Source organism: Pseudomonas sp. GD04058 (assembly GCF_029836855.1).
Lineage (GTDB): Bacteria > Pseudomonadota > Gammaproteobacteria > Pseudomonadales > Pseudomonadaceae > Aquipseudomonas > Aquipseudomonas bharatica.
On record NZ_JAOECN010000022.1, the window covers coordinates 58,926 to 82,810 of the forward strand.

Annotated in this window: 17 protein-coding genes; 9 read left to right on the forward strand and 8 right to left on the reverse strand. The window is 65.1% G+C overall.

Translation table 11 applies throughout. The features are described 5' to 3' along the window. Positions 1 to 13 precede the first annotated feature (13 nt). On the forward strand, positions 14 to 1,345 hold the full coding sequence (gene creD / locus N7650_RS18220; protein WP_279899409.1) for a cell envelope integrity protein CreD: 1,332 nt from the start codon (positions 14 to 16) through the stop codon (positions 1,343 to 1,345). Between the two features lie 178 nt (positions 1,346 to 1,523). Here the strand turns inward: creD and N7650_RS18225 are convergent, their stop codons facing one another. The 5 genes from N7650_RS18225 to aceE all read right to left on the reverse strand — a co-directional run bounded on the left by N7650_RS18225 (position 1,524) and on the right by aceE (position 10,280). Beyond that, the gene (locus N7650_RS18225) at positions 1,524 to 2,144 is read right to left on the reverse strand and encodes a glutathione S-transferase (RefSeq protein ID WP_279899411.1); all 621 of its coding nucleotides are present in this window, start codon (positions 2,142 to 2,144) and stop codon (positions 1,524 to 1,526) included. Between the two features lie 9 nt (positions 2,145 to 2,153). Then, entirely contained in the window at positions 2,154 to 2,822 is a 669-nt protein-coding gene (gene msrA / locus N7650_RS18230) for a peptide-methionine (S)-S-oxide reductase MsrA (protein ID WP_009404147.1), read from the reverse strand. Positions 2,823 to 2,913: 91 nt separating this feature from the next. After that, positions 2,914 to 5,604, reverse strand: coding sequence for a GGDEF and EAL domain-containing protein (locus N7650_RS18235; RefSeq protein WP_279899414.1), 2,691 nt, complete (start codon positions 5,602 to 5,604; stop codon positions 2,914 to 2,916). Between the two features lie 373 nt (positions 5,605 to 5,977). After that, positions 5,978 to 7,621 (reverse strand): dihydrolipoyllysine-residue acetyltransferase, encoded by a 1,644-nt coding sequence (gene aceF, locus N7650_RS18240; RefSeq protein ID WP_279899416.1) that lies wholly within the window; start codon positions 7,619 to 7,621, stop codon positions 5,978 to 5,980. A 13-nt stretch (positions 7,622 to 7,634) separates the two neighbouring features. Further along, positions 7,635 to 10,280, reverse strand: a complete 2,646-nt coding sequence (gene aceE, locus N7650_RS18245) for a pyruvate dehydrogenase (acetyl-transferring), homodimeric type (protein WP_279899418.1) — start codon at positions 10,278 to 10,280, stop codon at positions 7,635 to 7,637. A gap of 384 nt (positions 10,281 to 10,664) precedes the next feature. On the opposite strand from aceE, the gene glnE reads away from it, so the two are divergent. From glnE to N7650_RS18285, 8 genes are all read left to right on the forward strand, one after another. After that, positions 10,665 to 13,598, forward strand: coding sequence for a bifunctional [glutamate--ammonia ligase]-adenylyl-L-tyrosine phosphorylase/[glutamate--ammonia-ligase] adenylyltransferase (gene glnE / locus N7650_RS18250; RefSeq protein ID WP_279899420.1), 2,934 nt, complete (start codon positions 10,665 to 10,667; stop codon positions 13,596 to 13,598). A gap of 142 nt (positions 13,599 to 13,740) precedes the next feature. Then, positions 13,741 to 14,787 carry a lipopolysaccharide heptosyltransferase II gene (gene waaF, locus N7650_RS18255; RefSeq protein WP_279899422.1) on the forward strand — a complete coding sequence of 349 codons (1,047 nt, stop codon included), beginning with the start codon at positions 13,741 to 13,743 and terminating at the stop codon, positions 14,785 to 14,787. After that, a complete protein-coding gene (gene waaC / locus N7650_RS18260) occupies positions 14,788 to 15,849 on the forward strand; it encodes a lipopolysaccharide heptosyltransferase I (RefSeq protein WP_279899424.1) in 1,062 nt (353 codons plus the stop codon). Continuing rightward, positions 15,849 to 16,973, forward strand: coding sequence for a glycosyltransferase family 4 protein (locus tag N7650_RS18265; RefSeq protein WP_279899427.1), 1,125 nt, complete (start codon positions 15,849 to 15,851; stop codon positions 16,971 to 16,973). The genes waaC and N7650_RS18265 overlap by 1 nt, the downstream gene beginning before the upstream one ends. Further along, positions 16,970 to 17,776: a lipopolysaccharide core heptose(I) kinase RfaP gene (rfaP, locus tag N7650_RS18270; protein ID WP_064303689.1), complete on the forward strand. Its 807-nt coding sequence runs from the start codon at positions 16,970 to 16,972 to the stop codon at positions 17,774 to 17,776. Before N7650_RS18265 ends, rfaP begins: the two co-directional genes overlap by 4 nt. Then, a complete protein-coding gene (locus N7650_RS18275; protein ID WP_009404130.1) occupies positions 17,776 to 18,510 on the forward strand; it encodes a lipopolysaccharide kinase InaA family protein in 735 nt (244 codons plus the stop codon). The genes rfaP and N7650_RS18275 overlap by 1 nt, the downstream gene beginning before the upstream one ends. Next, positions 18,507 to 19,259, forward strand: coding sequence for a lipopolysaccharide kinase InaA family protein (locus N7650_RS18280; RefSeq protein ID WP_279899428.1), 753 nt, complete (start codon positions 18,507 to 18,509; stop codon positions 19,257 to 19,259). Before N7650_RS18275 ends, N7650_RS18280 begins: the two co-directional genes overlap by 4 nt. Next, on the forward strand, positions 19,259 to 20,701 hold the full coding sequence (locus tag N7650_RS18285) for a lipopolysaccharide kinase InaA family protein (protein ID WP_279899430.1): 1,443 nt from the start codon (positions 19,259 to 19,261) through the stop codon (positions 20,699 to 20,701). The genes N7650_RS18280 and N7650_RS18285 overlap by 1 nt, the downstream gene beginning before the upstream one ends. Positions 20,702 to 20,854: 153 nt before the next feature. On the opposite strand, the gene fdhA is transcribed toward N7650_RS18285, so the two are convergent. From fdhA to soxG, 3 genes are all read right to left on the reverse strand, one after another. Further along, positions 20,855 to 22,054 (reverse strand): formaldehyde dehydrogenase, glutathione-independent, encoded by a 1,200-nt coding sequence (gene fdhA / locus N7650_RS18290; protein ID WP_009404126.1) that lies wholly within the window; start codon positions 22,052 to 22,054, stop codon positions 20,855 to 20,857. 252 nt (positions 22,055 to 22,306) lie between these two features. Further along, positions 22,307 to 23,164 carry a formyltetrahydrofolate deformylase gene (gene purU, locus N7650_RS18295; RefSeq protein WP_009404124.1) on the reverse strand — a complete coding sequence of 286 codons (858 nt, stop codon included), beginning with the start codon at positions 23,162 to 23,164 and terminating at the stop codon, positions 22,307 to 22,309. Positions 23,165 to 23,175: 11 nt separating this feature from the next. After that, positions 23,176 to 23,808, reverse strand: coding sequence for a sarcosine oxidase subunit gamma family protein (gene soxG / locus N7650_RS18300; RefSeq protein WP_009404122.1), 633 nt, complete (start codon positions 23,806 to 23,808; stop codon positions 23,176 to 23,178). Between the last annotated feature and the right edge of the window lie 77 nt (positions 23,809 to 23,885).

The following is a 23,885-nucleotide window of genomic DNA, read 5'->3' on the forward strand; positions in this document are numbered from 1 at the left end:
CGGAGCCCTTTGCATGAACAAGTCACTAAGCCTGAAACTCGGCACCATCGCCTTGCTGGTGGTGGTGCTGCTGATCCCGCTGGTCATGATCGGCGGCCTTATCGATGAACGCCAGGCCCTGCGCGACAGCGTGGTCGAGGATATCGCGCAAAGCGCCAGCCGCGCCCAGCAGATCAGCGGGCCGCTGCTGGTGGTGCCGTACAGCAAGTACGAGCGGGTGTGGAAGATCCAGGATGGCAAGAGTTTCCAGACCGCCGAAGTGACCAGGAGCTACCTGGTGTTTCTCCCCGAGCGTTTCGTCCTCGACGGCACCGCCAGCACCGAACTGCGCTCGCGGGGCATCTACCAAGCGCGGCTGTTCCATGCGCAGAGCCGGATCAGCGGGCAGTTCAAGGTTCCGGCCAACTGGGGCATCACCAGCGACCTGGACGACTACCGCTTCGACAAGCCCTTCATCGCCGTGGGCATCAGCGACATCCGCGGCATCCAGAACGGCCTGCAACTGCAGATCGACGGCCGCACCCTGGACTTCGCCGCCGGCAGCCGGCTGGACTGGCTGGGCGGCGGCGTGCACGCGGAGATCGACAACCTCGACAGCAAGGCAGAGATGCGCCTGGACTATGCCTTCAACCTCGACCTGCAAGGCACCGGGCAACTGCATGTGCTGCCGGTGGGCCGCAGCAGCAGCGTGACGCTCGCCGCCAACTGGCCGCATCCAAGCTTCATCGGCAACTACCTGCCCACCAGCCGCGAGATCGACGCGACGGGCTTCAAAGCGACATGGCAGACCTCGTTCTTCTCCACCAACCTCGAAGAGACCTTGAGCCGCTGCACCAGCCAGCAGAACTGCGAGGGCTTCGCAAGCCGGGCGTTTGGCGTGAGCTTCGTCGACCCGGTGGACCAATACCTGAAGAGCGAGCGGGCAATCAAATACGCGCTGCTGTTCATCGCCCTGACCTTCGCCGGCTTCTTCCTCTTCGAGGTGCTGCGCAACCTCAGCGTGCACCCGATCCAATACGCGCTGGTGGGGGCGGCCCTGGCGCTGTTCTACCTGTTGCTGCTGTCGTTGTCGGAGCACATCGGGTTTGGCCTGGCGTATCTGTTGTCGGCGGGCGGCTGCGTGCTGTTGATCGGCTTCTACCTGTGCCACGTGTTGCACAGCCGTGTGCGCGGGTTCGGTTTCGCTGGAGGCCTGGCGGTGTTGTATGCGCTGCTTTACGGGCTGTTGAGCGCCGAGGATTACGCGCTGCTGATGGGGGCCTTGCTGCTGTTCGCGCTGCTTGGGGTATTCATGGTGCTGACGCGGCGGCTGGACTGGTACCGGGCCGGGCAGGTGCAGGGATGAGCGGACTCAGGGAGGACCGGGCGTTTGGGGAGGCGTTGGTGAGGGGGATCAGGGGCTTGTGGAGCGCAGAGGTTTTTGTGGGGGCTGCTGGTCAGTCATCGCTGGCAAGCCAGCTCCCACAGGGTCCGGCGCATGCAGTACCTGTGGGAGCTGGCTTGCCAGCGATAGGGCCCTCAGGTCAGGCCGGAGCGGTGGCCTTCATCGAGGCCCGCTGACTGACCTCGGCATACCAGGCCCCCAGCTTCGGCTGACGCTCGCGCCAGCCGAAGTCCGGCATGCGCAGGTCGATATAGCCCAGGGCGCAGGCCACGCCAATCGAAGCCACATCGAACGCCGAGGCGATCTCGGCGTAGTGGTTCTGCTCCAGATCCGCCAGCCCCCGGCGGATCTTGTCCGTCTGCGCCTCGACCCATTGGTCCCAACGCTTCTCCTCCGGGCGCAGGAAGGTCTCGTAGCGGGTCAGCACCGCCGCATCCATGAGCGCGTCCGCCTGCGAGGCCAGGGTCAGGCGCCGCCAGCGCGCCGAGCCCTCGCGGGGAATCAGCGGATTGCCGACATGCTGCTGGTCGAGGAAGTCGATGATGACCCGGCTGTCATGCAGGACGCTGCCGTCCTCCAGGCGCAGGGCCGGGATCTTGCCCGACGGGTTGCCCTGGTTGAGATCGGCGTCCGGGCTGACCGGGGTGATGTTGACCGGCTGCACCTTGACCCGGTCCACCTGGCCGGTTTCATGCAGCACCACCATTACCTTGCGCACGAACGGCGACAGCGGCGAATGGAACAGCGTCATGCTCGACATCACGGTTCCTCAGTTGTTTTGCAGGCTGGGCGGCAGGCAGACCCCAGTGCCACCGATGCCGCAGTAGCCGTCGGGGTTCTTCGCCAGGTACTGCTGGTGATAGGCCTCGGCGAAGTACACGGTCGGCGCCTGGTCGATCTCGGTGGTGATCTCGCCGAAGCCGGCCTTGTGCAGTTCCGCCTGGTACTGGTCGCGGCTGGCCTTGGCTTGCTCCAGTTGCTCCGGCGAGGTGCAGTAGATCACCGAGCGGTACTGGGTGCCGATATCGTTGCCCTGGCGCATGCCCTGGGTCGGGTTGTGCAGTTCCCAGAACATCGCCAGCAGTTCGCGGTAGCTGACCTTGTCCTTGTCGAATACCACCAGCACTACTTCGGTGTGGCCGGTCAGGCCGGAGCAGACTTCTTCGTAGGTCGGATTCGGGGTGAAACCGCCGGCATAGCCAACCACGGTGCTGATCACGCCCTCGCGCTGCCAGAAGCGTCGTTCCGCGCCCCAGAAGCAGCCCAGGCCGAAGATGGCGAAGTCCACCGCGCCTTCGAAGAACGGGCCGAGCAGCGGCGTGTCCTTGAACACGAAGTGTTTTTCCGGCAGTGCCATCGGGGTTTCGCGGCCAGGCAGGGCCTGTTCAGCGGTTGGCAGGACGTTTTTATTCACGAGGATTTCCGAACGCAAGACCATGAACCCATTCCTCTCGTCAGGTAGGCGGGCAGCGCCACGGCGCGGCCCTTATCGGGATAGACCGGTAGTGTGCCCGAGTGTTTCGCCGCTGTCAGGCGCTCGGGCCACGGGGATAGCGGCGCAGCTTGTCGACCAGTTCGTCGCCGGGGATCGGCCGGTCGAACAGGTAGCCCTGGCCGACATCGCAGCGATGCCTGCGCAGGAACGCCAGTTGCTCCGCCGTCTCGATGCCCTCGGCGACCACCTTGAGCTTGAGGTTGTGGGCCATGGCCACCACCGCCGAGGTGATCTCCATGTCGTCCTGGCTGTCGGGGATGTCGTTGATGAAGCTGCGGTCGATCTTGATGATGTCGATGGGGAATTTCTTCAGGTAGCTCAACGACGAATAGCCGGTGCCGAAGTCGTCCATGGCCAGGGTCAGGCCGAGCTGCTTGAGCTGGTCCAGTTGGCGCCGGGTATCCTCGGTCGCCTCCAGCAGCAGGCCCTCGGTCAGCTCCAGCTCCAGCAGGTGCGGCGGCAGCGCCTCCTCCTGGAGGATATTGGCGATGGACGCGACCAGGTCCGGATCGGAGAACTGCTTGGGCGACAGGTTGATCGCCACCTGCAGGTTGCCCATGCCTTCGGCCGCCAGCTCCTGGCTCATGCGGCAGGCCTGGCGCGCCACCCACTTGCCGATGGGGATGATCAGGCCGGTTTCCTCGGCCACGCTGATGAACTGGTCCGGCCGGATCATGCCCTTCTCCGGGTGGTTCCAGCGCAGCAGGGCTTCCAGGCCGAGCAGGCGCCCGGTACGCAGGCAAAGCTTGGGTTGGTAGAACACCTGCAGTTCGTTCTGCGCCAGGGCGCGGCGCAGGTTGTTCTCGACGAACAGCTTGTAGCTCGCCTCGGCATTCATTGCCTCGGTGAACACCTGGACCTGATGCTTGCCGCTGGCCTTGGCCTTGTGCAGGGCGAGGCCGGCGTTTTTCATCAGGGTCTGCGGGTCGCTGCCATGCAGCGGCGCGCAGGCAAGGCCCACGGAGCCGGTAACGTTGATCAGCTGGTTATCGACGAACATCGGCTTGTCGAGGGTATTGAGCAGTTGCTGGGCAATCTGCTGGCCGCTCTCCAGGTCGGTGTTGTTCAGCAGCACGGCGAACTCGTTGCTGGCGAAGCGCGCCAGGCTGCCGCCCGGGTTGAGGCTGTTGCGCAGACGTCGGGCCAGGCTGACCAGCAACTTGTCGCCGGTCTGGTGGCCGAGGCTGTCGTTGATCCGCTTGAAGTTGTCGATATCCACCAGCAGCAGGCAGATCGGCGTATCGCTGTCGCGGGCGAAGCGCTCGTCGAGGTTGCGGATGAACGCCGGACGGTTGCCCAGGCCGGTCAGGTTGTCGGTGTAGGCCAGGCGCTCGATGCGCTGTTGGGCCAGCTTGCTCTGGGTGATGTCCTCGTAGATGCCGATGTAATGGGTCAGTTCGCGATTATCGCCATACACCTTGGAAATCGACAGTTGCCCCCAGTACGGTTCGAGGTTCTTGCGGCGGCTCTTGAATTCGCCCTGCCAGCTGTTGCCCATCGCCAGGCTGGACTCGTCGGACAGCAGTTCGCTGAGATTCTCCAGCGCCGACAGCTCGGACAGCCGGTGCCCCTGGACCTCTTCCGAGCTGTATTGGGTGATCGCGGTGAAGCTCGGGTTGACGTACTCCACCACACCGTCGCGATTGACCAGCAGGAAGGCGTTGGCGCTCTGCTCCACCGCACGCTGGAACAGGTGCAGGGCGCTGGTCGCGGCACGGCGGTTGTGGTTGTTGATGACCTGGGCGAACTGGTCGGCCAGTTCGCCGGCAAAGGCGATCTCGTCGGTCTGCCAGGCCCGCGGGCTGCCGCCGTGCTCCAGGCAGAGCACGCCGACCACCTGGCCGTCGATGCGGATGCTGGCGTCGAGCATGGCGATCACATCGCGCGGGCGCAGGCTCTCGGTGATATCCCGGGTGCGCGGGTCATGGCTGGCGTTGTGCGCGTCGATGGCGCGGCTGGTGTGCAGGGCTTCCAGGTAGTCCGGAAACAGGCCGGCATCGATCGGCTCGGGCGTCCGGTACTCGCGGGTCTCGCGGTAGAACGCGGAGATCGGCTCCAGGCGCTGGCCTTCCAGGTACCACAGGCTGGCGCATTCGATGTTGTAGATCTCGCAGGCGCTGCGGGTGATCAGCTCGGCGGCTTCCTGCAGGGAATTGCCGGCGCTGTAGCGATGCCGTGCCAGGTGCAGGATCAGTTCCTGCTGGGCACGCACCCGCTCCAGGTGCTCGAGTTGTTCCTGCTGTGCCTGCTGGTTGAGCTTGAGGGCGATCTGCAGGCGATTGTTGCGGGTTTCCAGAACATCGGCGCTCAGCTCCGGGCTGATGCCATCCTGCTCGTCGAGCACCAGCAGGTAGCCGCGCAGCAACTGGCGATTGTGTTGCTTGTAGGCTTCGCCCAGTTCCAGCAGCGACAGCGGACCACTGCTGGTGTGCAGGGTATAGCGGCTGACGTAATGGCTGCTGTTGGCCAGTTGCGCCTGGATGCTGTCATGCAGTTTGTAGCGGGCCTCGGGCTCCATCAGGCTGGCGTAGGGCGAGCCGACCAGGGCGCAAAGTTCAACCGCCGGCAGACCGAATTGACGTTCGCAACCCGGATCGAGATAGAGCATTGCCCAGCTCGCTTCGTTCAGCCGCTCGAAGCGCAACATGCCGAGCCGCGAAGGCACCGGCAACTGCGTCACTACCTCGGCCGCCGGACGGCTGGCGGCATCGGTTTGGCTCTTCATGGAAAGCTCGCTCGAATAAGACTGATGGCACGGGCGTTGGCACTTTGCTATGCACGTTCGGGCAAGGTTGCATCATGCGCCGGAGGCTGACAAGCACCAAGCTTGGCGCGTGTTTGATCTGTGTCGGCCAGACAGGGGATTTCTTCAACTCCCGAGGTGCAATACGAACCCTGTGGGAGCTGGCTTGCCAGCGATTACGATGGTGAATTCACCGCAGTCATCGCTGGCAAGCCAGCTCCCACAGGGGACGGTGTCGGCTTCTGAATGGCAAAAAAAAAGCCCCGCCAAACGACGGGGTTGAGGTACGAGCGTGGCAGCTCGAAAGGGTTGCAGGCCTGCGTCCCCCGGCAGGGAGACACAGGCCGGACAGCAGTTACAGCAGCAAGGTGCGGATGTCGCCCAGCACGTCGCCCAGACGCTTGGTGAAGCGGGCGGCGGCGGCGCCGTTGATCACGCGGTGATCGTAGGACAGCGACAGCGGCAGCATCAGCTTCGGCTGGAAGGCCTTGCCGTCCCAGACCGGCTGGATGGTGGCCTTGGAAACACCGAGGATCGCCACTTCCGGCGCGTTGACGATCGGCGTGAAGCCGGTGCCGCCAATGTGGCCGAGGCTGGAGATGGTGAAGCAGGCACCTTGCATCTCGTCGGCCGAGAGCTTCTTGGTCCGGGCTTTTTCAGCCAGGGCCGCGGCTTCGGCAGCGAGTTGCAGCAGGCTCTTCTGGTCGACGTTCTTGATTACCGGTACCAGCAGGCCATCCGGGGTGTCCACGGCAAAGCCGATGTGCACGTACTTCTTGCGGATGATGGCCTTGCCGCTCGGGGCCAGCGAACTGTTGAAGTCCGGCAGTTCCTTGAGCAGGTGGGCACAGGCTTTCAGCAGCAGCGGCAGCACGGTCAGCTTGACGCCGGCTTTCTCGGCGACGGCTTTCTGCGCTACGCGGAAGGCTTCCAGCTCGGTGATGTCGGCCGAATCGAACTGGGTCACGTGTGGCACGTTCAGCCAGCTGCGGTGCAGGTTGGCAGCACCGACCTGCATCAGGCGGGTCAGGGCCACTTCTTCCACTTCACCGAACTTGCTGAAGTCGACGGCCGGGATCGGCGGAATGCCGGCGCCGCCGGTAGCGCCGCCAGCGGCAGGCGCTTCCTTGGCCTTCTGCATCATCGCCTTGACGTACACCTGCACGTCTTCCTTCAGCACACGACCATGCGGACCGGTCGGCGATACGGCGCTCAGTTCGACGCCGAATTCGCGAGCCAGTTGGCGCACGGCAGGGCCGGCATGGACTTTCGCACCGCTCGGCGCCGGCGCAGCGGCCGGAGCGGCAGCGGCTGGGGCCGGAGCTGCGGCAGCAGGTGCCGGGGCAGCAGCAGGCGCGGCAGCCGGAGCCGGTGCAGCAGCGGCAGGCGCTGGAGCAGCAGCAGGCGCGCTGCCGGCGACCTTCAGTTTCAGGATCAGGTCACCGGTGCCGACTTCGTCGTCCAGCTTGGCGATCACGGCTTCGACCACGCCAGCGGCTGGCGACGGGATCTCCATGGAGGCCTTGTCGGACTCCAGGGTGATCAGCGACTGGTCGGCTTCGACGGTGTCGCCGACCTTGACCAGCACTTCGATGATCTTGGCCTTGCCCGACGAGCCGATGTCCGGCACGTGGATGTCCTGGACGGCAGCAGCAGCCGGAGCGGCTGGCGCCGCGGCCGGAGCAGGTGCAGCCTCGGCCGGTGCAGCAGCAGGCGCGGCAGCGGCAGGTGCGGCGGCCGGAGCCTCGGGGGCCGCGGCAGCGGCACCCTCGACTTCCAGTTCCAGCAGTTCGTCGCCTTCCTTCAGGCGGTCGCCCAGCTTCACTTTCAGCGCCTTGATCACGCCGGCCTTGGGTGCCGGGATCTCCATGGAGGCCTTGTCGGACTCCAGGGTCAGCAGGCTCTGGTCCGCTTCGATACGGTCACCGACCTTGACGAACAGCTCGATGATTTCACCTTCACCGCTGCCGATGTCAGGTACGCGAATGAGTTCGCTCACTTAAAAATACTCCTCAGCAGTCCAGTGGGTTGCGCTTGTCCGGGTCGATGCCGAACTTGACGATGGCGTCGGCCACCACCTTCGGTTCGATCTCGCCGCGGTCAGCCAGGGCTTCCAGGGCAGCCAGCACGACGAAGTGACGGTCGACTTCGAAGAAGTGACGCAGCTTCTTGCGGCTGTCGCTGCGACCGAAGCCATCGGTACCCAGGACCTTGAACTCTTTGCTCGGCACCCACTGGCGAATCTGCTCGGCGAACAGCTTCATGTAGTCGGTGGAGGCGATGACCGGGCCCTTGCGGCCAGCCAGGCACTCTTCGACGTAGGTGACCTGAGGCTTCTGGCCCGGCTTCAGGCGGTTGCTGCGCTCCACGGCCAGGCCGTCGCGACGCAGTTCGTTGAAGCTGGTGACGGACCAGACGTCGGCGCCGACGTTGTACTCGTCGCGCAGGATCTTCGCCGCTTCGCGGACTTCGCGCAGGATGGTGCCCGAGCCCAGCAGCTGGACGTGGTGCGCCGCGTCGCGGGTGTCTTCTTCGAGCAGGTACATGCCCTTGATGATGCCTTCCTCGACGCCGGCCGGCATGGCTGGCTGGGTGTAGGCTTCGTTCATCACGGTGATGTAGTAGAAGACGTCCTGCTGCTCTTCGGTCATCTTCTTCATGCCGTCCTGGATGATCACCGCCAGCTCGTAGCCGTAGGTCGGATCATAGGTGCGGCAGTTCGGGATGGTGCCGGCAAGCATGTGGCTGTGACCGTCTTCGTGCTGCAGGCCTTCACCGTTCAGGGTGGTACGGCCGGCGGTACCGCCGATCAGGAAGCCGCGGGTACGGCTGTCGCCCGCCGCCCAGGCCAGGTCGCCGATACGCTGGAAGCCGAACATCGAGTAGAAGATGTAGAACGGCAGCATCGGCTGGTTGTGGTTCGAGTACGAGGTACCGGCCGCGATGAACGACGACATGGCGCCGGCTTCGTTGATGCCTTCCTCGAGGATCTGGCCCTTCTTGTCCTCGCGGTAGAACATCACCTGGTCCTTGTCGACCGGCTCGTAGAGCTGGCCCACGGACGAGTAGATGCCCAGTTGGCGGAACATGCCTTCCATACCGAAGGTACGGGCTTCGTCCGGGATGATCGGGACGATGCGCTGACCGATTTCCTTGTCCTTGACCAATTGCGCGAGGATCCGCACGAAGGCCATGGTGGTGGAGATTTCACGGTCGCCCGAACCGTCCAGGATCGCCTTCAGGGTTTCCAGCGGAGGCGTCGGGATGCTGAACGACTTGCTGCGGCGCTGCGGTACGAAACCGCCCAGTGCGGCGCGGCGCTCGGCCAGGTAGCGAGCTTCGGCGCTGCCTTCTTCAGGCTTGAAGAACGGCAGGTTTTCCAGCTCTTCGTCCTTGACCGGGATGTCGAAGCGGTCGCGGAAGTGACGCAGGCTCTCGACATCGACCTTCTTGGTGTTGTGCGCAGTGTTCTTGGCTTCGCCAGCACCGGTACCGTAGCCCTTGATGGTCTTGGCCAGGATGACGGTCGGCTGCTCTTTGTGGTTGACCGCCTGGTGGTAGGCCGCATAGACCTTGTACGGGTCGTGGCCGCCACGGTTGAGCTTCCAGATCTCGTCGTCGGACAGGTCGGCGACCATGGCCTTGAGTTCAGGGGTGTTGAAGAAGTGCTCACGGACGAACGCGCCGTCCTTGGCTTTGTAGTTCTGGTACTCGCCGTCGATGACTTCGTCCATGCGGCGCTGCAGGATACCGTCGGTGTCCTTGGCCAGCAGCGGATCCCAGAAGCGGCCCCAGACCACCTTGTTGACGTTCCAGCCACCGCCACGGAACACGCCTTCGAGTTCCTGGATGATCTTGCCGTTGCCGCGAACCGGGCCGTCGAGGCGCTGCAGGTTGCAGTTGATGACGAAGATCAGGTTGTCCAGCTTCTCGCGGCCGGCCAGGGCGATCGCGCCCAGGGATTCCGGCTCGTCGCACTCGCCGTCGCCCATGAAGCACCAGACTTTCTGCTTGCCGGCAGGGATGTAGCCACGGGCTTCCAGGTACTTCATGAAGCGCGCCTGGTAGATCGCCTGGATCGGGCCCAGACCCATGGAAACGGTCGGGAACTGCCAGAAGTCAGGCATCAGCCATGGGTGCGGGTAGGACGACAGGCCGTTGCCATCGACTTCCTGGCGGAAGTTGTTCATCTGGTCTTCGCTGATGCGGCCTTCCATGAAGGCACGGGCGTACACGCCTGGAGAAGCGTGGCCCTGGAAGAAGATCAGGTCGCCGCCATGCTCCTCGGTAGGAGCCTGGAAGAAGTAGTTGAAGCCGATGTCGTACAGCGTGGCGCTGGAAGCGAACGAGGAGATGTGACCACCCAGGTCCGAGTCCTTCAGGTTGGTGCGCATGACCATCGCCAGGGCGTTCCAGCGAACCAGCGAGCGAATGCGGCGTTCCATGAACAGGTCGCCAGGCATGCGTGCTTCGTGGGTTACCGGAATGGTGTTGCGATACGGCGTGGTGATTGCGTATGGCAGCTGCGAGCCACTACGGGTGGCCAGCTCGCCCATACGGGTCATCAGGTAGTGAGCGCGGTCTTCGCCTTCTTTGTCGAGGACCGACTCAAGGGCGTCCAGCCATTCCTGGGTTTCGACGGGATCGAGGTCTTGCATGGCTTGCTCCAGGGCGGAAAGGCTTCCAGAATCGGTTGCCTGAAGTTTGCGACTGGCCTTTTGGGCAGACGACATGAATTCTTGGATTACCGAGGGTGGTCTCGGCGGCGTGTAGTTTTACTACAAATCGATCCGCCTTTACACGCCTTCTACTGAAAAAAGCAGTAGTAAAACTACATCAAACCCATCCGAGCCTTGCTAACGGCTTGTGGGAAAAAACGATACCGGTGATTCGAAACCGGTCGACAAAAGGCTCTTCGCGATGGTTTCTGCCAAGAAAAACGCAAATGCCGCTATTTTCAACTTTTGTACGACAGTCCAGCCCGGGCCGCGCCCTGGCGCTGTAGCCACCACCTGCTTTTTCCCGCCGATCAAGGATAGACCATGAGCCTGCCTTCGCTGGTCGCACTGCCAGATACCCTCCAACACCTGACCGGCAACAATGACCAGTCGCTGCGCAGCGCCGTGGCCGCCGTCGATGGCCTGAGCCTCGACGCTTGGACCGCCGAGCGCTGGGCCGCGTTCGCCCGGGTCGCCGCCGCCAGCGAATTCGTTCTCGAACAGAGCCTGCGCGACCCGGCCATGCTCCTGTCGCTGGCCGAAAGCGGTGAGCTGGAGCGGCGCTTCGCACCGGGCGAGCTGTGCGCGCAACTGGCCGCCGCCGCCCAGGCCGCGACCACCGAGGACGAACTGGCGCGCAACCTGCGCCGCCAGCGCACCCGGCACCAGGTACGGATCATCTGGCGCGACCTGACCCGCCAGGCCGACCTGATGGAAACCTGCCGCGACCTCTCGGACATGGCCGACGCCGCCATCGACCAGGCCTATCAATGGCTCTACCCGCGCCACTGCCAGCAATTCGGTACGCCGATCGGCAACCGCAGCGGCCAGCCGCAACAGATGGTGGTGCTGGGCATGGGCAAGCTCGGCGCAGTGGAGTTGAACCTTTCGTCGGACATCGACCTGATCTTCGCCTTCCCCGAAGGCGGCGAGACCGAAGGCGTGAAGCGCTCGCTGGATAACCAGGAGTTCTTCAACCGTCTCGGCCAGCGCCTGATCAAGGCCCTCGACCCGATCACCGTCGACGGCTTCGTCTTCCGCGTCGACATGCGCCTGCGCCCCTATGGCTCGGCCGGCGCCCTGACCCTGAGCTTCAATGCCCTGGAACAGTACTATCAGGACCAGGGCCGCGACTGGGAACGCTATGCCATGATCAAGGCCCGGGTCGTCGCCGGCGACCAGGTGGCAGGCAGCCAGTTGCTGGAAATGCTGCGGCCCTTCGTCTACCGCCGCTACCTGGACTTCTCGGCGATCGAAGCGCTGCGCACCATGAAGCAGCTGATCCAGCAGGAGGTCCGGCGCAAGGGCATGTCCGGGAACATCAAGCTCGGTGCCGGCGGCATCCGCGAGGTGGAATTCATCGCCCAGGCCTTCCAGCTGATCCACGGCGGCCGCGATCTGAGCCTGCAACAGCGCCCGTTGCTCAAGGTGCTGGGGACCCTCGAGGGCCAGGGCTACCTGCCCGCGCCGGTGGTCGAGGAACTGCGCGAGGGCTACATGTTCCTGCGCTACACCGAGCACGCGATCCAGGCCATCGCCGACCGCCAGACCCAGATGCTCCCCGACGGCGACCTGGACCGTGCGCGCATCGCCTTCATGCTCGGTTTCCCCGACTGGGCCGCGTTCCATGACCGGCTGATGCATTGGCGCTCCCGTATCGACTGGCACTTCCGCCAGGTCATCGCCGACCCGGATGAGGACGAAGGCGAAGGCGAGGTGGTGGTCGGTGGCGAGTGGCTGCCGCTCTGGGAAGAAGCCCAGGACGAGGAAGCCGCCTGCCGCCAGCTGGAAGACGCCGGCTTCCGCGATGCACCGCGGGCCATCAAGCTGCTCGCCGGCCTGCGTTCCAGCCCGCAGCTGCGCGCCATGCAGCGCCTCGGCCGCGAACGTCTCGATGCCTTTATCCCGCGCCTGCTGGCCCAGGCCGTGGAACACGACGACCCCGACCTGGTGCTGGAGCGTGTCCTGCCCCTGGTCGAAGCCGTGGCCCGGCGTTCGGCCTACCTGGTGCTGCTCACCGAAAACCCCGGCGCCCTGCGCCGCCTGCTGACCCTGTGCGCCGCCAGCCCCTGGATCGCCGAACAGATCGCCCGCTTCCCGCTGCTGCTCGACGAACTCCTCAACGAAAGCCGCCTGTTCAGCCCGCCCCTGGCGCCTGAACTGGCTGCCGAGCTGCGCGAACGCCTGACCCGCATTCCCGAGGACGACCTCGAACAGCAGATGGAAGCCCTGCGCCACTTCAAGCTGGCCCATAGCCTGCGGGTCGCTGCGTCGGAAATCGCCGGCAGCCTGCCGCTGATGAAAGTCAGCGACTACCTGACCTGGCTTGCCGAGGCCATTCTCGACCAGGTGCTGGCCCTGGCCTGGCGCCAGACCGTGACCCGCCATGGCCGGCCCCAGCGCAGCGACGGTAGCCCGTGCGATCCGGGCTTCATCATCGTCGGCTACGGCAAGGTCGGCGGCATCGAGCTGGGCCATGGCTCGGACCTCGACCTGGTGTTTATCCACGACGGCGATCCGCAGGCCGAGACCGACGGCGCCAAGCCCATCGACAGCGCCCAGTTCTTTACCCGCCTGGGCCAGCGCATCATCCACCTGCTGACCACCCAGACCGCCTCCGGCCAGCTCTACGACGTAGACATGCGCCTGCGACCCTCCGGCGCATCCGGGCTGCTGGTCAGCTCGGTCGGCGCCTTCGAGCGCTACCAGCAGAACGAAGCCTGGACCTGGGAACACCAGGCCCTGGTCCGCGCCCGGGTGCTGGTGGGTTGCCCGCAGGTCGGCGCGGCCTTCGAGGGCGTGCGGGCCCGTGTCCTGGGCAAGCAGCGCGACCTGGCCGGCCTGCGCAGCGAGGTCAGCGAGATGCGCGCCAAGATGCGCGACAACCTCGGAACCAAATCCACCGCCGCCGGAACCGCCGCCAACGCCTACGACAGCGGCGTTCCCTTCGATATCAAGCAGGATGCCGGTGGTATCGTCGATATTGAATTTATGGTGCAATACGCCGCGCTCGCCTGGTCCCACAGCCATCCGGCGCTGCTGCGCTACACCGACAATATCCGCATCCTCGAAGGCCTCGAGGAAGCCGGGCTGGTCCCGGCCAGCGATGCGGTGCTGCTGCGCGAGGTGTACAAGGCGTTCCGCTCCGCCGCTCACCGCCAGGCCTTGCAGAAACAGGCCGGGGTGATCGATGCCGGACAGTTCGTCAACGAGCGCCAGCAGGTACGGCGGATCTGGAGCGAACTGGGGCTGAGCTGAAACGTGATCGGGACCCGGCGGCAGGAAGCCCGCCTACACTGAGCGTCGTGGACGGTTGTCACCGAGCCTGAATATATAAAGAAGGGAGGCCAGTGCTGTTGCAAGACAGGCTGCAGCCTCCCTGATCGTTTCTGGATAAAGCATGAGAATTTTGATCATAGGGCCCAGTTGGGTGGGCGACATGGTAATGGCGCAGACGCTGTTCCAGGTCCTGAAGCAGCGTCACGCCGATTGCGTGATCGACGTGCTGGCGCCCGAATGGAGCCGGCCGATCCTCGAACGCATGCCGCAGGTTCGCCAGGCCTTGAGCTTCCCGCTCGGCCATGGCGTGCTCGACCTCGCCACCCGTCGGCGCATCGGCAAGTCGCTGGTCGGCCAGTACGACCAGGCGATCCTCCTGCCCAACTCGTTGAAGTCGGCACTGGTGCCGTTCTTCGCGAAAATCCCCAAGCGCACCGGCTGGCGTGGCGAATTCCGCTACGGCCTGCTCAACGACGTGCGTCGCCTGGATAAAGCGCGCTACCCGCTGATGATCGAGCGCTTCATGGCCCTCGCGTACCCGGCCGGCAGCGATCTGCCACAGCCGTATCCGCGCCCGGCCCTGCAGATCGAAGCCGCCAGCCGCGACGCCGCCCTGGCCAAGTTCGGCCTGGAGCTGGATCGCCCGGTGCTGGCCCTGTGCCCCGGTGCCGAGTTCGGCGAAGCGAAGAAATGGCCTGCCGAGCACTACGCCAAGGTCGCCGAGGCGAAGATCCGCGAAGGCTGGCAGGTCTGGCTGTTCGGTTCGAAGAACGACCACCCGGTCGGCGAGCAGATCCGCGAGCGCCTGATCCCGGGGTTCCGGGAAGAATCCGTGAACCTCGCCGGCGAAACCTCCCTGGCCGAGGCCATCGACCTGCTGTCCTGCTCCGACGCGGTGGTGTCCAACGACTCCGGCCTGATGCACGTCTCGGCCGCGCTGAACCGCCCGCTGGTGGCGGTGTACGGCTCCACCTCGCCGGGTTTCACCCCGCCGCTCGCCGACCAGGTGGAAGTGGTGCGCCTGGGCATCGAGTGCAGCCCTTGCTTCGACCGCACCTGCCGCTATGGCCATTACAACTGCCTGCGCCTGCTCGAACCGGGTGCGGTCAACGGCGCCCTGCAACGACTCGACGGCCCGGCGCTGGTCGATATCACCGAGGTTGATTAAGTGCGGGTTCTGCTGATCAAGACCTCATCCCTCGGCGATGTGATCCACGCCCTGCCGGCATTGACCGATGCTGCCCACGCCATCCCGGGCATCCGCTTCGACTGGGTGGTGGAAGAAGGCTTCGCCGAGATCCCGACCTGGCATCCGGCAGTGGACCAGGTGATTCCGGTGGCCATCCGCCGCTGGCGCAAGAACCTCTGGCAGACCTTCAAGAATGGCGAGTGGCGCCAGTTCAAGAAGCGCATCCGCGAGCAAAAGTACGACCTGGTGATCGACGCCCAGGGCCTGGTCAAGAGCGCCTGGCTGACCCGCTACGTGAAGAAGACGCCGATTGCCGGCCTCGACCGGTACTCGGCGCGCGAGGGTTTTTCCAGCCGCTTCTACGACCGCCGTCTGTCGGTCGCCAAGGGCCAGCACGCGGTGGAGCGCATCCGCCAGCTGTTCGCCCTGGCCCTGGGCTATGACATTCCCGAGGGCATCGGCAACTACGGCCTGGACCGCAGCCGCCTTGAAGAGGTCGGCGTCGCCCCTTATGTAGTGTTTCTCCACGGCACCACCTGGGACACCAAGCACTGGCCCGAGCTGTACTGGCGCCAACTGGCCGAACGCCTGGGCCGGGCCGGCCTGCACGTGTGCCTGCCCTGGGGCAACCCGGCGGAAAAAGCCCGCGCCGAGCGTATCGCCCAAGGCCTGAAGAACGCCCAAGTGCTGCCCAGGCTGAATCTGGCCGGGGTGGCCCGGGTACTGGCGTCGGCCAAGGCCTGCGTCGCGGTGGATACCGGGCTGGGCCACCTGGCGGCGGCGCTGGACGTGCCGACCGTTTCCCTGTTCGGCCCGACCAACCCGGGCCTGACCGGGGCCTATGGCAAGTCCCAGGTGCATGTCGCCAGCGACTTCCCCTGCGCACCCTGCCTGCGCAAGAAATGCAACTACAAGCCGAGCGTCGAGGACCTGCGCCGGTTCGATCTCAAACGTGAGTGGCCGCTGTGCTTCACTCGCCTGAATCCCGAACGGGTAGCGCGCCAGTTGGGCGAGCTGCTGCGGGCCGAGGATGTTCGTTGATGCAACTGGCTTTCGTGCTCTACAAGTATTTCCCCTTCGGCGGCCTGCAGCGCGACTTCATGCGCATCGCCCTGGAGTGCCAGCGCCGCGGGCACCGGATTCGCGTCTACACCCTGATCTGGGAAGGCGACGTACCACCCGGCTTCGAGGTGCTGGTGGCGCCGGTCAAGGCGCTGTTCAACCACCGCCGCAATGAAAAACTCAGCGCCTGGATGGCGGCGGACCTGGCCAAACGCCCGGTGGACCGCCTGATCGGTTTCAACAAGATGCCCGGCCTGGACGTCTACTACGCCGCCGACGGCTGCTTCGAAGACAAGGCCCAGACCCTGCGCGGCGGTCTGTACCGTCGCTGGGGCCGCTACCGGCACTTCGCCGAGTACGAGCGTGCGGTGTTCGATCGCGAGGCGAAAACCGAGATCCTGATGATTTCCGAAGTCCAGCAGCCGCTGTTCATCAAGCACTACGGCACCCAGGAAGAACGCTTCCACCTGCTGCCGCCGGGCATCTCCCAGGACCGCCGCGCCCCGGCCAATGCCGCCGAGATCCGCGCCGGGTTCCGTCGTGAATTCAAGCTGGGCGAGGACGACCTGCTGCTGGTGCAGATCGGTTCCGGCTTCAAGACCAAGGGCACCGACCGCAGCCTCAAGGCCCTGGCCGCCCTGCCCCCGGCCCTGCGCAAGCGCACGCGGCTGATGGTCATCGGCCAGGACGATCCCAAGGTCTTCCAGTTGCAGGCCACCACCCTCGGCCTCGGCGACCAGGTGCAGTTCCTCAAGGGACGCAGCGATATACCGCGCTTCCTGCTCGGCGCCGACCTGCTGATCCACCCGGCCTACAACGAAAACACCGGCACCGTGCTGCTCGAGGCGCTGGTCGCCGGGCTGCCGGTGCTGGTCACTGCGGTCTGCGGCTACGCCCATTACATCGCCGAGACCGACAGCGGCCTGGTGCTGGACGAACCTTTCGAGCAGGAGCAGTTGAACGGCTACCTGCAGCGCATGCTCGAAGATCCCGCCGCCCGCGCCAGCTGGGGCCAGAACGGCCTGGCCTTTGCCGAAACCGCCGATCTGTACAGCATGCCGGAGCATGCCGCCGACGTGATCCTCGGTCAGGAGCGCCCATGAAACTGATACTCAAGGAGCCGTTCAAGCGACTCTGGACCGGACGCGACCCCTTCGAGGCGGTCGAGGCCCTGCAGGGCGAGGTCTACCGCGAGCTGGAAGGCCGCCGCACCCTGCGCACCGAGGTCGCCGGCGAGGGCTTCTTCGTCAAGATCCACCGTGGCATCGGCTGGGGCGAAATCTTCAAGAACCTGTTCAGCGCCAAGCTGCCGGTGCTCGGTGCCGGCCAGGAATGGACCGCCATCCAGCGCCTGCATGAAGCCGGCGTGCCGACCATGACCGCCGTGGCCTTCGGCGAGCGCGGCAGCAACCCGGCGACCCAGCATTCGTTCATCGTCACCGAGGAGCTGGCACCGACCATCAGCCTGGAAGATTTCAGCATCGACTGGGTCAGGCAGCCGCCCGAGCCGCGCCTCAAACGCGCCCTGATCGCCGAGGTGGCGAAGATGACCGGCGGCATGCACCGCGCCGGGGTCAATCATCGCGACTGCTACATCTGCCACTTCCTCCTGCACACCGACCGCCCGGTGACGGCGGATGACTTCCGCCTGTCGGTCATCGACCTGCACCGCGCCCAGACCCGTGACAGGATCACCCGGCGCTGGCGCGACAAGGACCTGGCCGCCCTGTATTTCTCGGCGCTGGACATCGGCCTTACCCGGCGCGACAAGCTGCGCTTCCTGCGCGGTTACTTCCGGCAGCCGCTGCGCCAGGTCCTGGCCGAGCAGGCGAGCCTGCTGCGCTGGCTGGACGGCAAGGCGCAAAAGCTCTATGAGCGCAAGCAACGGTATGGGGACGCGCTCTGATGGCGGGTTGGACACTGGAGCCGAAATACGCGGCCCTGGCAGAGGATTTCGGCAGCATTGACGCGGTCTTCGCCCTCAAGGGCGAGCATCTGACCCGCGATCCGCTGAGCGAAGTGATCCGCGTCGAGCGTGACGGGGTCAACTACTACGTCAAACGCTACACCGGCGCCGGCAAGCATCTGCGCCGCTACCTGGGCAGGCCGCGGATCAAGGCCGAATGGCAGAACCTCAAGCAGTTCGCCAAATGGCAGATCCCCACCGCCGAAGTGGTTGCCTGCGGCCTGGAGCGCAACGGCCTGAGCTTTGGCCGCGGCGCCATGATCACCCGCGAGCTGCCGCGCACCGAAGACCTCTCGGCCCTGGCCGAGCGCAACGATGCGCGCCTGCGCGACCGCCAGTGGGTCGATCACCTGAGCCGCCAACTGGCCCGGCATACCCGGGTGATGCATGACCACCACTTCACCCACAACGACCTGAAGTGGCGCAACCTGCTGGTGGACGATAACGGCACGCTATTCTTCATCGATTGCCCCACCGGCGACTTCTGGTGGGGCTTCATGCTGCGCTACCGCATCACCAAGGACCTGGCGTGCCTGGATAAAGTGGCGAAGTACCATCTTTCCGCCACCCAGCGCCTGCGCTTCTACCTGCAATACCGCCAGCGCGAACGCCTGAACGCGTCGGACAAGAAGCGCATCCGCCACATCGTGAAGTTTTTCGAGGGACGTGAATGAGTGATTTTGTCGCCAGTGCCGACGTGGCGCTGCTCGAACGCCATGGCTTGAACGGCTTCGAGCAGCTCTGGGCGCTGCAACTGGACGCGGTGGACGAGCCCAACACCGGACGCGGTGGCTGGAGCAGCGTGTTCCGCCTGGAGCTGGAGGGCAAGGGGTTCTACCTCAAGCGCCAAAGCGACTACCTGACCCACACCCTGCACGCCCCCTTCGGCGAGCCGACCTTCGCCCGCGAATTCCGCAATATCAGCCGTTACCAGAAGCTGCATATCCCGGCCCTGCAGGCGGTGTACTACGGCGAGCGCAAGGTCGAGGGCCAGCGGCGTGCGATCCTGATGACCCGTGCCCTCGATGAATGGACCGACCTCGACCTGCTGCTCGGCCAGTGGCAGGAACTGGACGATGGCCAGCGCCACGGCATCCTCCGCGCCTGCGGCCAGCTGGCGCGGACCCTGCACGCTGCCGGGCAGGTGCATGGCTGCTTCTATCCCAAGCACATCTTCCTGCGCGAACGCGGCGACGGCTGGAACGCACAGCTGATCGACCTGGAAAAGACCCGCCCGCTGCTGTTCGGCCAGCGCGACCGGCTCAAGGACCTGGAACCGCTGCTGCGCCGCGCCCCGGTGTGGAGCGAGGCGCAGATCCGCCTGCTGCTGGCCGCGTACCTCGACCAGCCAGCGGACAGCTCGTTGGTGCAGGCCTGGCTGCAACGCTTGCTGCACCGCCGTCGTCACAAGGAGACCCGCTGATGCGCCTGTCTGAACTCAAGGATGCCGGCCGTAACCCGCAACTGCCCCTGGGCATCACCCTGGCCGATGCTGCCGGCAGCGCCGAACTGCAACTGCTCAGCCTGCTGCGGGTGCTGCCGGGTCAGCGTTATGTCGGCGCGGGTGTCTGGCGCGGCAGGCCGGTGCTGGCCAAGCTGCTGGTCGGCAGCACTGCCGCCCGCCACTTTCAGCGCGAACTGGCCGGGGTGCGCCTGCTGGCGGACAACGGCGTGACCACCCCGCTGCTGCTCGCCGACGGCCTGGAAGAAGGCCAGGGCGGCTGGCTGCTGTTCGAATTCCTCGAAGGCTCGCGCAGCCTGGGCGATGCCTGGGCCGAGGTCGAGGGGCAGGCGCCGCTGAGCGACGCACAGAGCCTGGTGCTCGGCGAAGCCCTGGCTGCCGTGGCGCAGCTGCATGCCAAGGGCCTGTGGCAGGACGACCTGCACCTGGACAACCTGCTGCGCCACAACGGCCAGCTGTTGATCATCGACGGTGGCGGCATCAAGGCCGAGACGCCGGGGCAGCCGCTGTCGCGCCAGCAGGTATTGCAGAACCTCGGCGTGCTCTTCGCCCAGTTGCCCAAGCGCCTGGAACCCTTCATCGAAGAGCTGCTGGTGCATTACCTGCTGGCCAACAGCGAGCACGCCCTGCCGCTGGAAGCATTGCAGAAACAGATCGACAAGGTGCGTCACTGGCGCATGAAGGACTACCTGGAAAAAGCCGGGCGCGACTGCACGCTGTTCGCGGTGGAGCGCGGGGCTTCCGGCCTGCGGGCCATCCCGCGCACGGAAGTGGCGGCAATGCTGCCGGTACTGGAGCAGGCCGACGCGCTGATCGACCAGGGCCACCTGTACAAGACCGGTGGCGCCGCCAGCGTGGCACGGGTGGAGTTCCAGGGCCGGCCACTGGTGATCAAGCGCTACAACATCAAGGATGCAGCCCACTGGTTCAAGCGCTTCTGGCGCCCGAGTCGGGCCTGGCATTCATGGATCGAAGGGCATCGCCTGGCGTTCCTCGGCTTCGCCACGCCAAAACCGCTGGCGGTGCTGGAAACACGTACGCTGGGGCTGCGGGGCAAGGCGTACCTGGTGACGGAATGGCTGGAAGGGCCGGACCTGATGACTGCTTTCGCGCCCTACGTGGAAAGCGGCGAGGTGCCGGAGGAACAGCTGGCAGCGTTGCAGAACCTGCTCGCCCGCTTGATCCACGAGCGCATCAGCCATGGCGACCTCAAGGCCTACAACCTGTTCTGGCAGGACGGACAATGGGCGCTGATCGACCTGGACGCCATGAGCCAGCATGCGACGCAGATGAGCTTTGCGCCGGCCTTTGCCAAGGACCGGGCGCGGCTGCTAAGGAACTGGCCGGTGGAGAGCGCGCTGTACAAGCGGCTGGACGAGTGCCTGCCAACACTCTCCGACTGACACACAAAACCTGTGGGAGCTGGCTTGCCAGCGATTGCTTTAGTGAATTCACCACAGCTATCGCTGCGGTTCGGCGGTCCGACAAGCCAGCTCCCACAGGTTCGGTGCAACCCATAAGGAAGGGGCCAGACGTGGCCCCTTCTTCATGTCCGCTTACGCCGCACTGAACATCTTGTGCGGGTCGATCACGAATTTCTTCGGCACGCCGGCATCGAATTCGCCATAGCCTTCCGGTGCCTGGTCCAGGCTGATGACCTGCACCCCGACCACCTCGGCGATGTTGATGCGGTCCCACATGATCGCCTGCATCAGCGCGCGGTTGTACTTCATCACCGGGGTCTGGCCGGTGTGGAAGCTGTGGGACTTGGCCCAGCCCAGGCCGAAGCGGATGCTCAGGGCACCGATCTTCGCCGCGGCATCCACCGCACCCGGGTCCTCGGTCACGTACAGGCCCGGGATACCGATCTTGCCGGCCACGCGGGTGACCTGCATCAGCGAGTTGAGTACCGTGGCCGGCGCTTCCGCCTTGGCCCCGGCATGCCCATGGCCACGGGCCTCGAAGCCTACCGCATCGACAGCGCAATCCACTTCCGGCTCACCCAGCAGGTTGGCGATCTGCTCATGCAGCGGGGTGTCCTGGGACAGGTCGGCGATCTCGAAGCCCTGGGCCTTGGCGTGCGCCAGACGGACAGGGTTGACGTCGCCGACGATCACCACCGCCGCACCGAGCAGGCGCGCCGAGGCAGCAGCGGCCAGGCCGACAGGGCCGGCGCCGGCCACATAGACGGTGCTGCCCGGACCTACGCCGGCAGTCACCGCACCGTGGTAGCCGGTCGGCAGGATATCGGACAGGCAGGTCAGGTCGCGGATCTTCTCCATGGCCTTGTCGCGGTCCGGCAGTTTCAGCAGGTTGAAGTCGGCATACGGCACCAGCACGTATTCGGCCTGGCCGCCGGTCCAGTCGCCCATGTCGACATAACCGTAGGCACCACCGGCACGGGCCGGGTTGACGGTCAGGCACACGCCGGTGTGCTGTTCCTTGCAGGAGCGGCAGCGGCCGCAGGCGACGTTGAACGGTACCGACACCAGGTCGCCGATCTTCAGGTTCTCGACATCGCTGCCCTTCTCCACCACCTGGCCGGTGATTTCGTGACCCAGGACCAGGCCGACCTGGGCGGTGGTCCGGCCGCGCACCATGTGCTGGTCGGAGCCGCAGATATTGGTGGACACCACCTTGAGGATCACCCCGTGCTCGATCTTGCGACCGCGCGGGTCCTGCATCTTCGGATAATCGATCTTCTGCACCTCGACCTTTCCGGCGCCGAGATACACCACTCCACGATTGCCAGACATGCTCTTACCTCGCTTGATTTGTAATTATGCAGCGTTGGTTGAAGCGCCACCGTCCATGGGCGGCATGTGTTACTGGAATGGGGGAATTGTGGGCCTGCCTGCCGTGAATGCAGTGACTGGGTGCGACAGCCAGTTATCTACCGGCGGCAGGTTTTTGTCGGTTTCAGAAATGCAAATCGCTGGCAAGCCAGCTCCCACAGGTACTGCATGCAGCGGACCCTGTGGGAGCTGGCTTGCCAGCGATGAGGCCAGTCAGAGCACTACAGTTCGATTGGCGTTCAGGAAAACCCGCCGCTCGATGTGATACCCCACAGCCCGCGCCAACGTCAGGCACTCGATATCCCGCCCCTTGGCAATCAGGTCCTCGGGATAGTGGCTGTGATCCACCACTTCCACCCCCTGGGCGATGATCGGGCCTTCGTCGAGGTCGTTGTTGATGTAGTGCGCCGTGGCGCCGACCATCTTCACGCCCTTGTTGTAGGCCTGGTGATACGGCTTGGCGCCCTTGAACCCGGGCAGCAGCGAGTGGTGGATATTGATCGCCCAGCCGTCCAGGCGGCGGCACAGCTCGGGCGACAGCACCTGCATGTAGCGGGCGAGGATCACCAGCTCCGCGCCGGACTCCTCGATCACCTGCAGGACCTTGCGCTCCTGCCCCGGCTTGTCATGGGGATCCAGCGGGAAGTGGTAGTACGGAATATGGTGCCACTCGGCCAGGGGTGCGAGGTCCGGGTGGTTGGAAATCACCGCCACCACGTCCATGCCCAGCTGGCCGATACGCTGGCGATAGAGCAGGTCGTTGAGGCAGTGGTCGGCCTTGGAAACCATGATCACCACCTTGGGCCGGTGGTTCGGTGCGGTCAGCTCGAAGGCCATGCCAAAGGCCTCGCCGCGCTCGGCAAGGCCTGCACGGAAGGCGTGTTCATCGAAGTCCTCGGGTTGACGGAATTCGACGCGGATGAAGAAGCGCCCGGACAGCCGGTCATCGAACGAGTGGTGCTCGGTGACATAGCAGCGCTGCTCGTAGAGGAAGCGGGTAACCGCATCCACGGTGCCGAGCAGGCTCGGGCAGTCGGCGGTGAGGATCCAGGTGTCCGGGGCACGGCTCATGGCGATACTCCTCAGGCTTCGATGGCCAGGCCGTATTCGGCGGAGGCGTCCTGCAGCCACAGCCACCAGTAGTCGGAGAAGCTGCGGCGGATCAGCAGTTCCCAGGTTTCCTCGCCGGTACGGCGGATCACCAGTTGCGACTTGGCGAACACGGTACCGACGGCCTTGCCGACCGGGAAGTTGTTCGGGTGCACGTCATAGCTGGTGGACTTCATCAACACTTCGCGGACTTTCGGGCCGCTCAGTTCCAGCAGGGTCTGCCCGCCGCTGACGTTGACCACCTGGATATGCTGGCCGGCGAGCGCTTCGCGCAGGGCGTTCTCCACCGGGACTTCCTGGCCGCCGGGCACGATCAGCAGCCACTCGTCCGGGCCGAGCCATTGCAGGGACATCTCGCCGTTGGCGACCACGGTCAGGGCCACCGGCAATTCCAGGCCGATGGCCTTGAATACGCCGCTGGCGAAGGCCGGGTCATGGGCGTCGCCGCGCAGGGTCAGGTGACCGAGGAATTTCTTTTCGCGCAGCGTGACACCCGGGTTCTTGCGGCCCTTGCCGACCAGGCTGGACAGGTCGGCGTGGTGCAGCGGCGATTCGGCCTTGGCGTCGGAGCCAGGGCGTTGTTCGTAGACGTTGATGGCGCTCATCTTTTTTATACCTGCCTTGAATTCTGTTGGACCTGTGTCGCTTTCGAGGGCCTCATCGCTGGCAAGCCAGCTCCCAC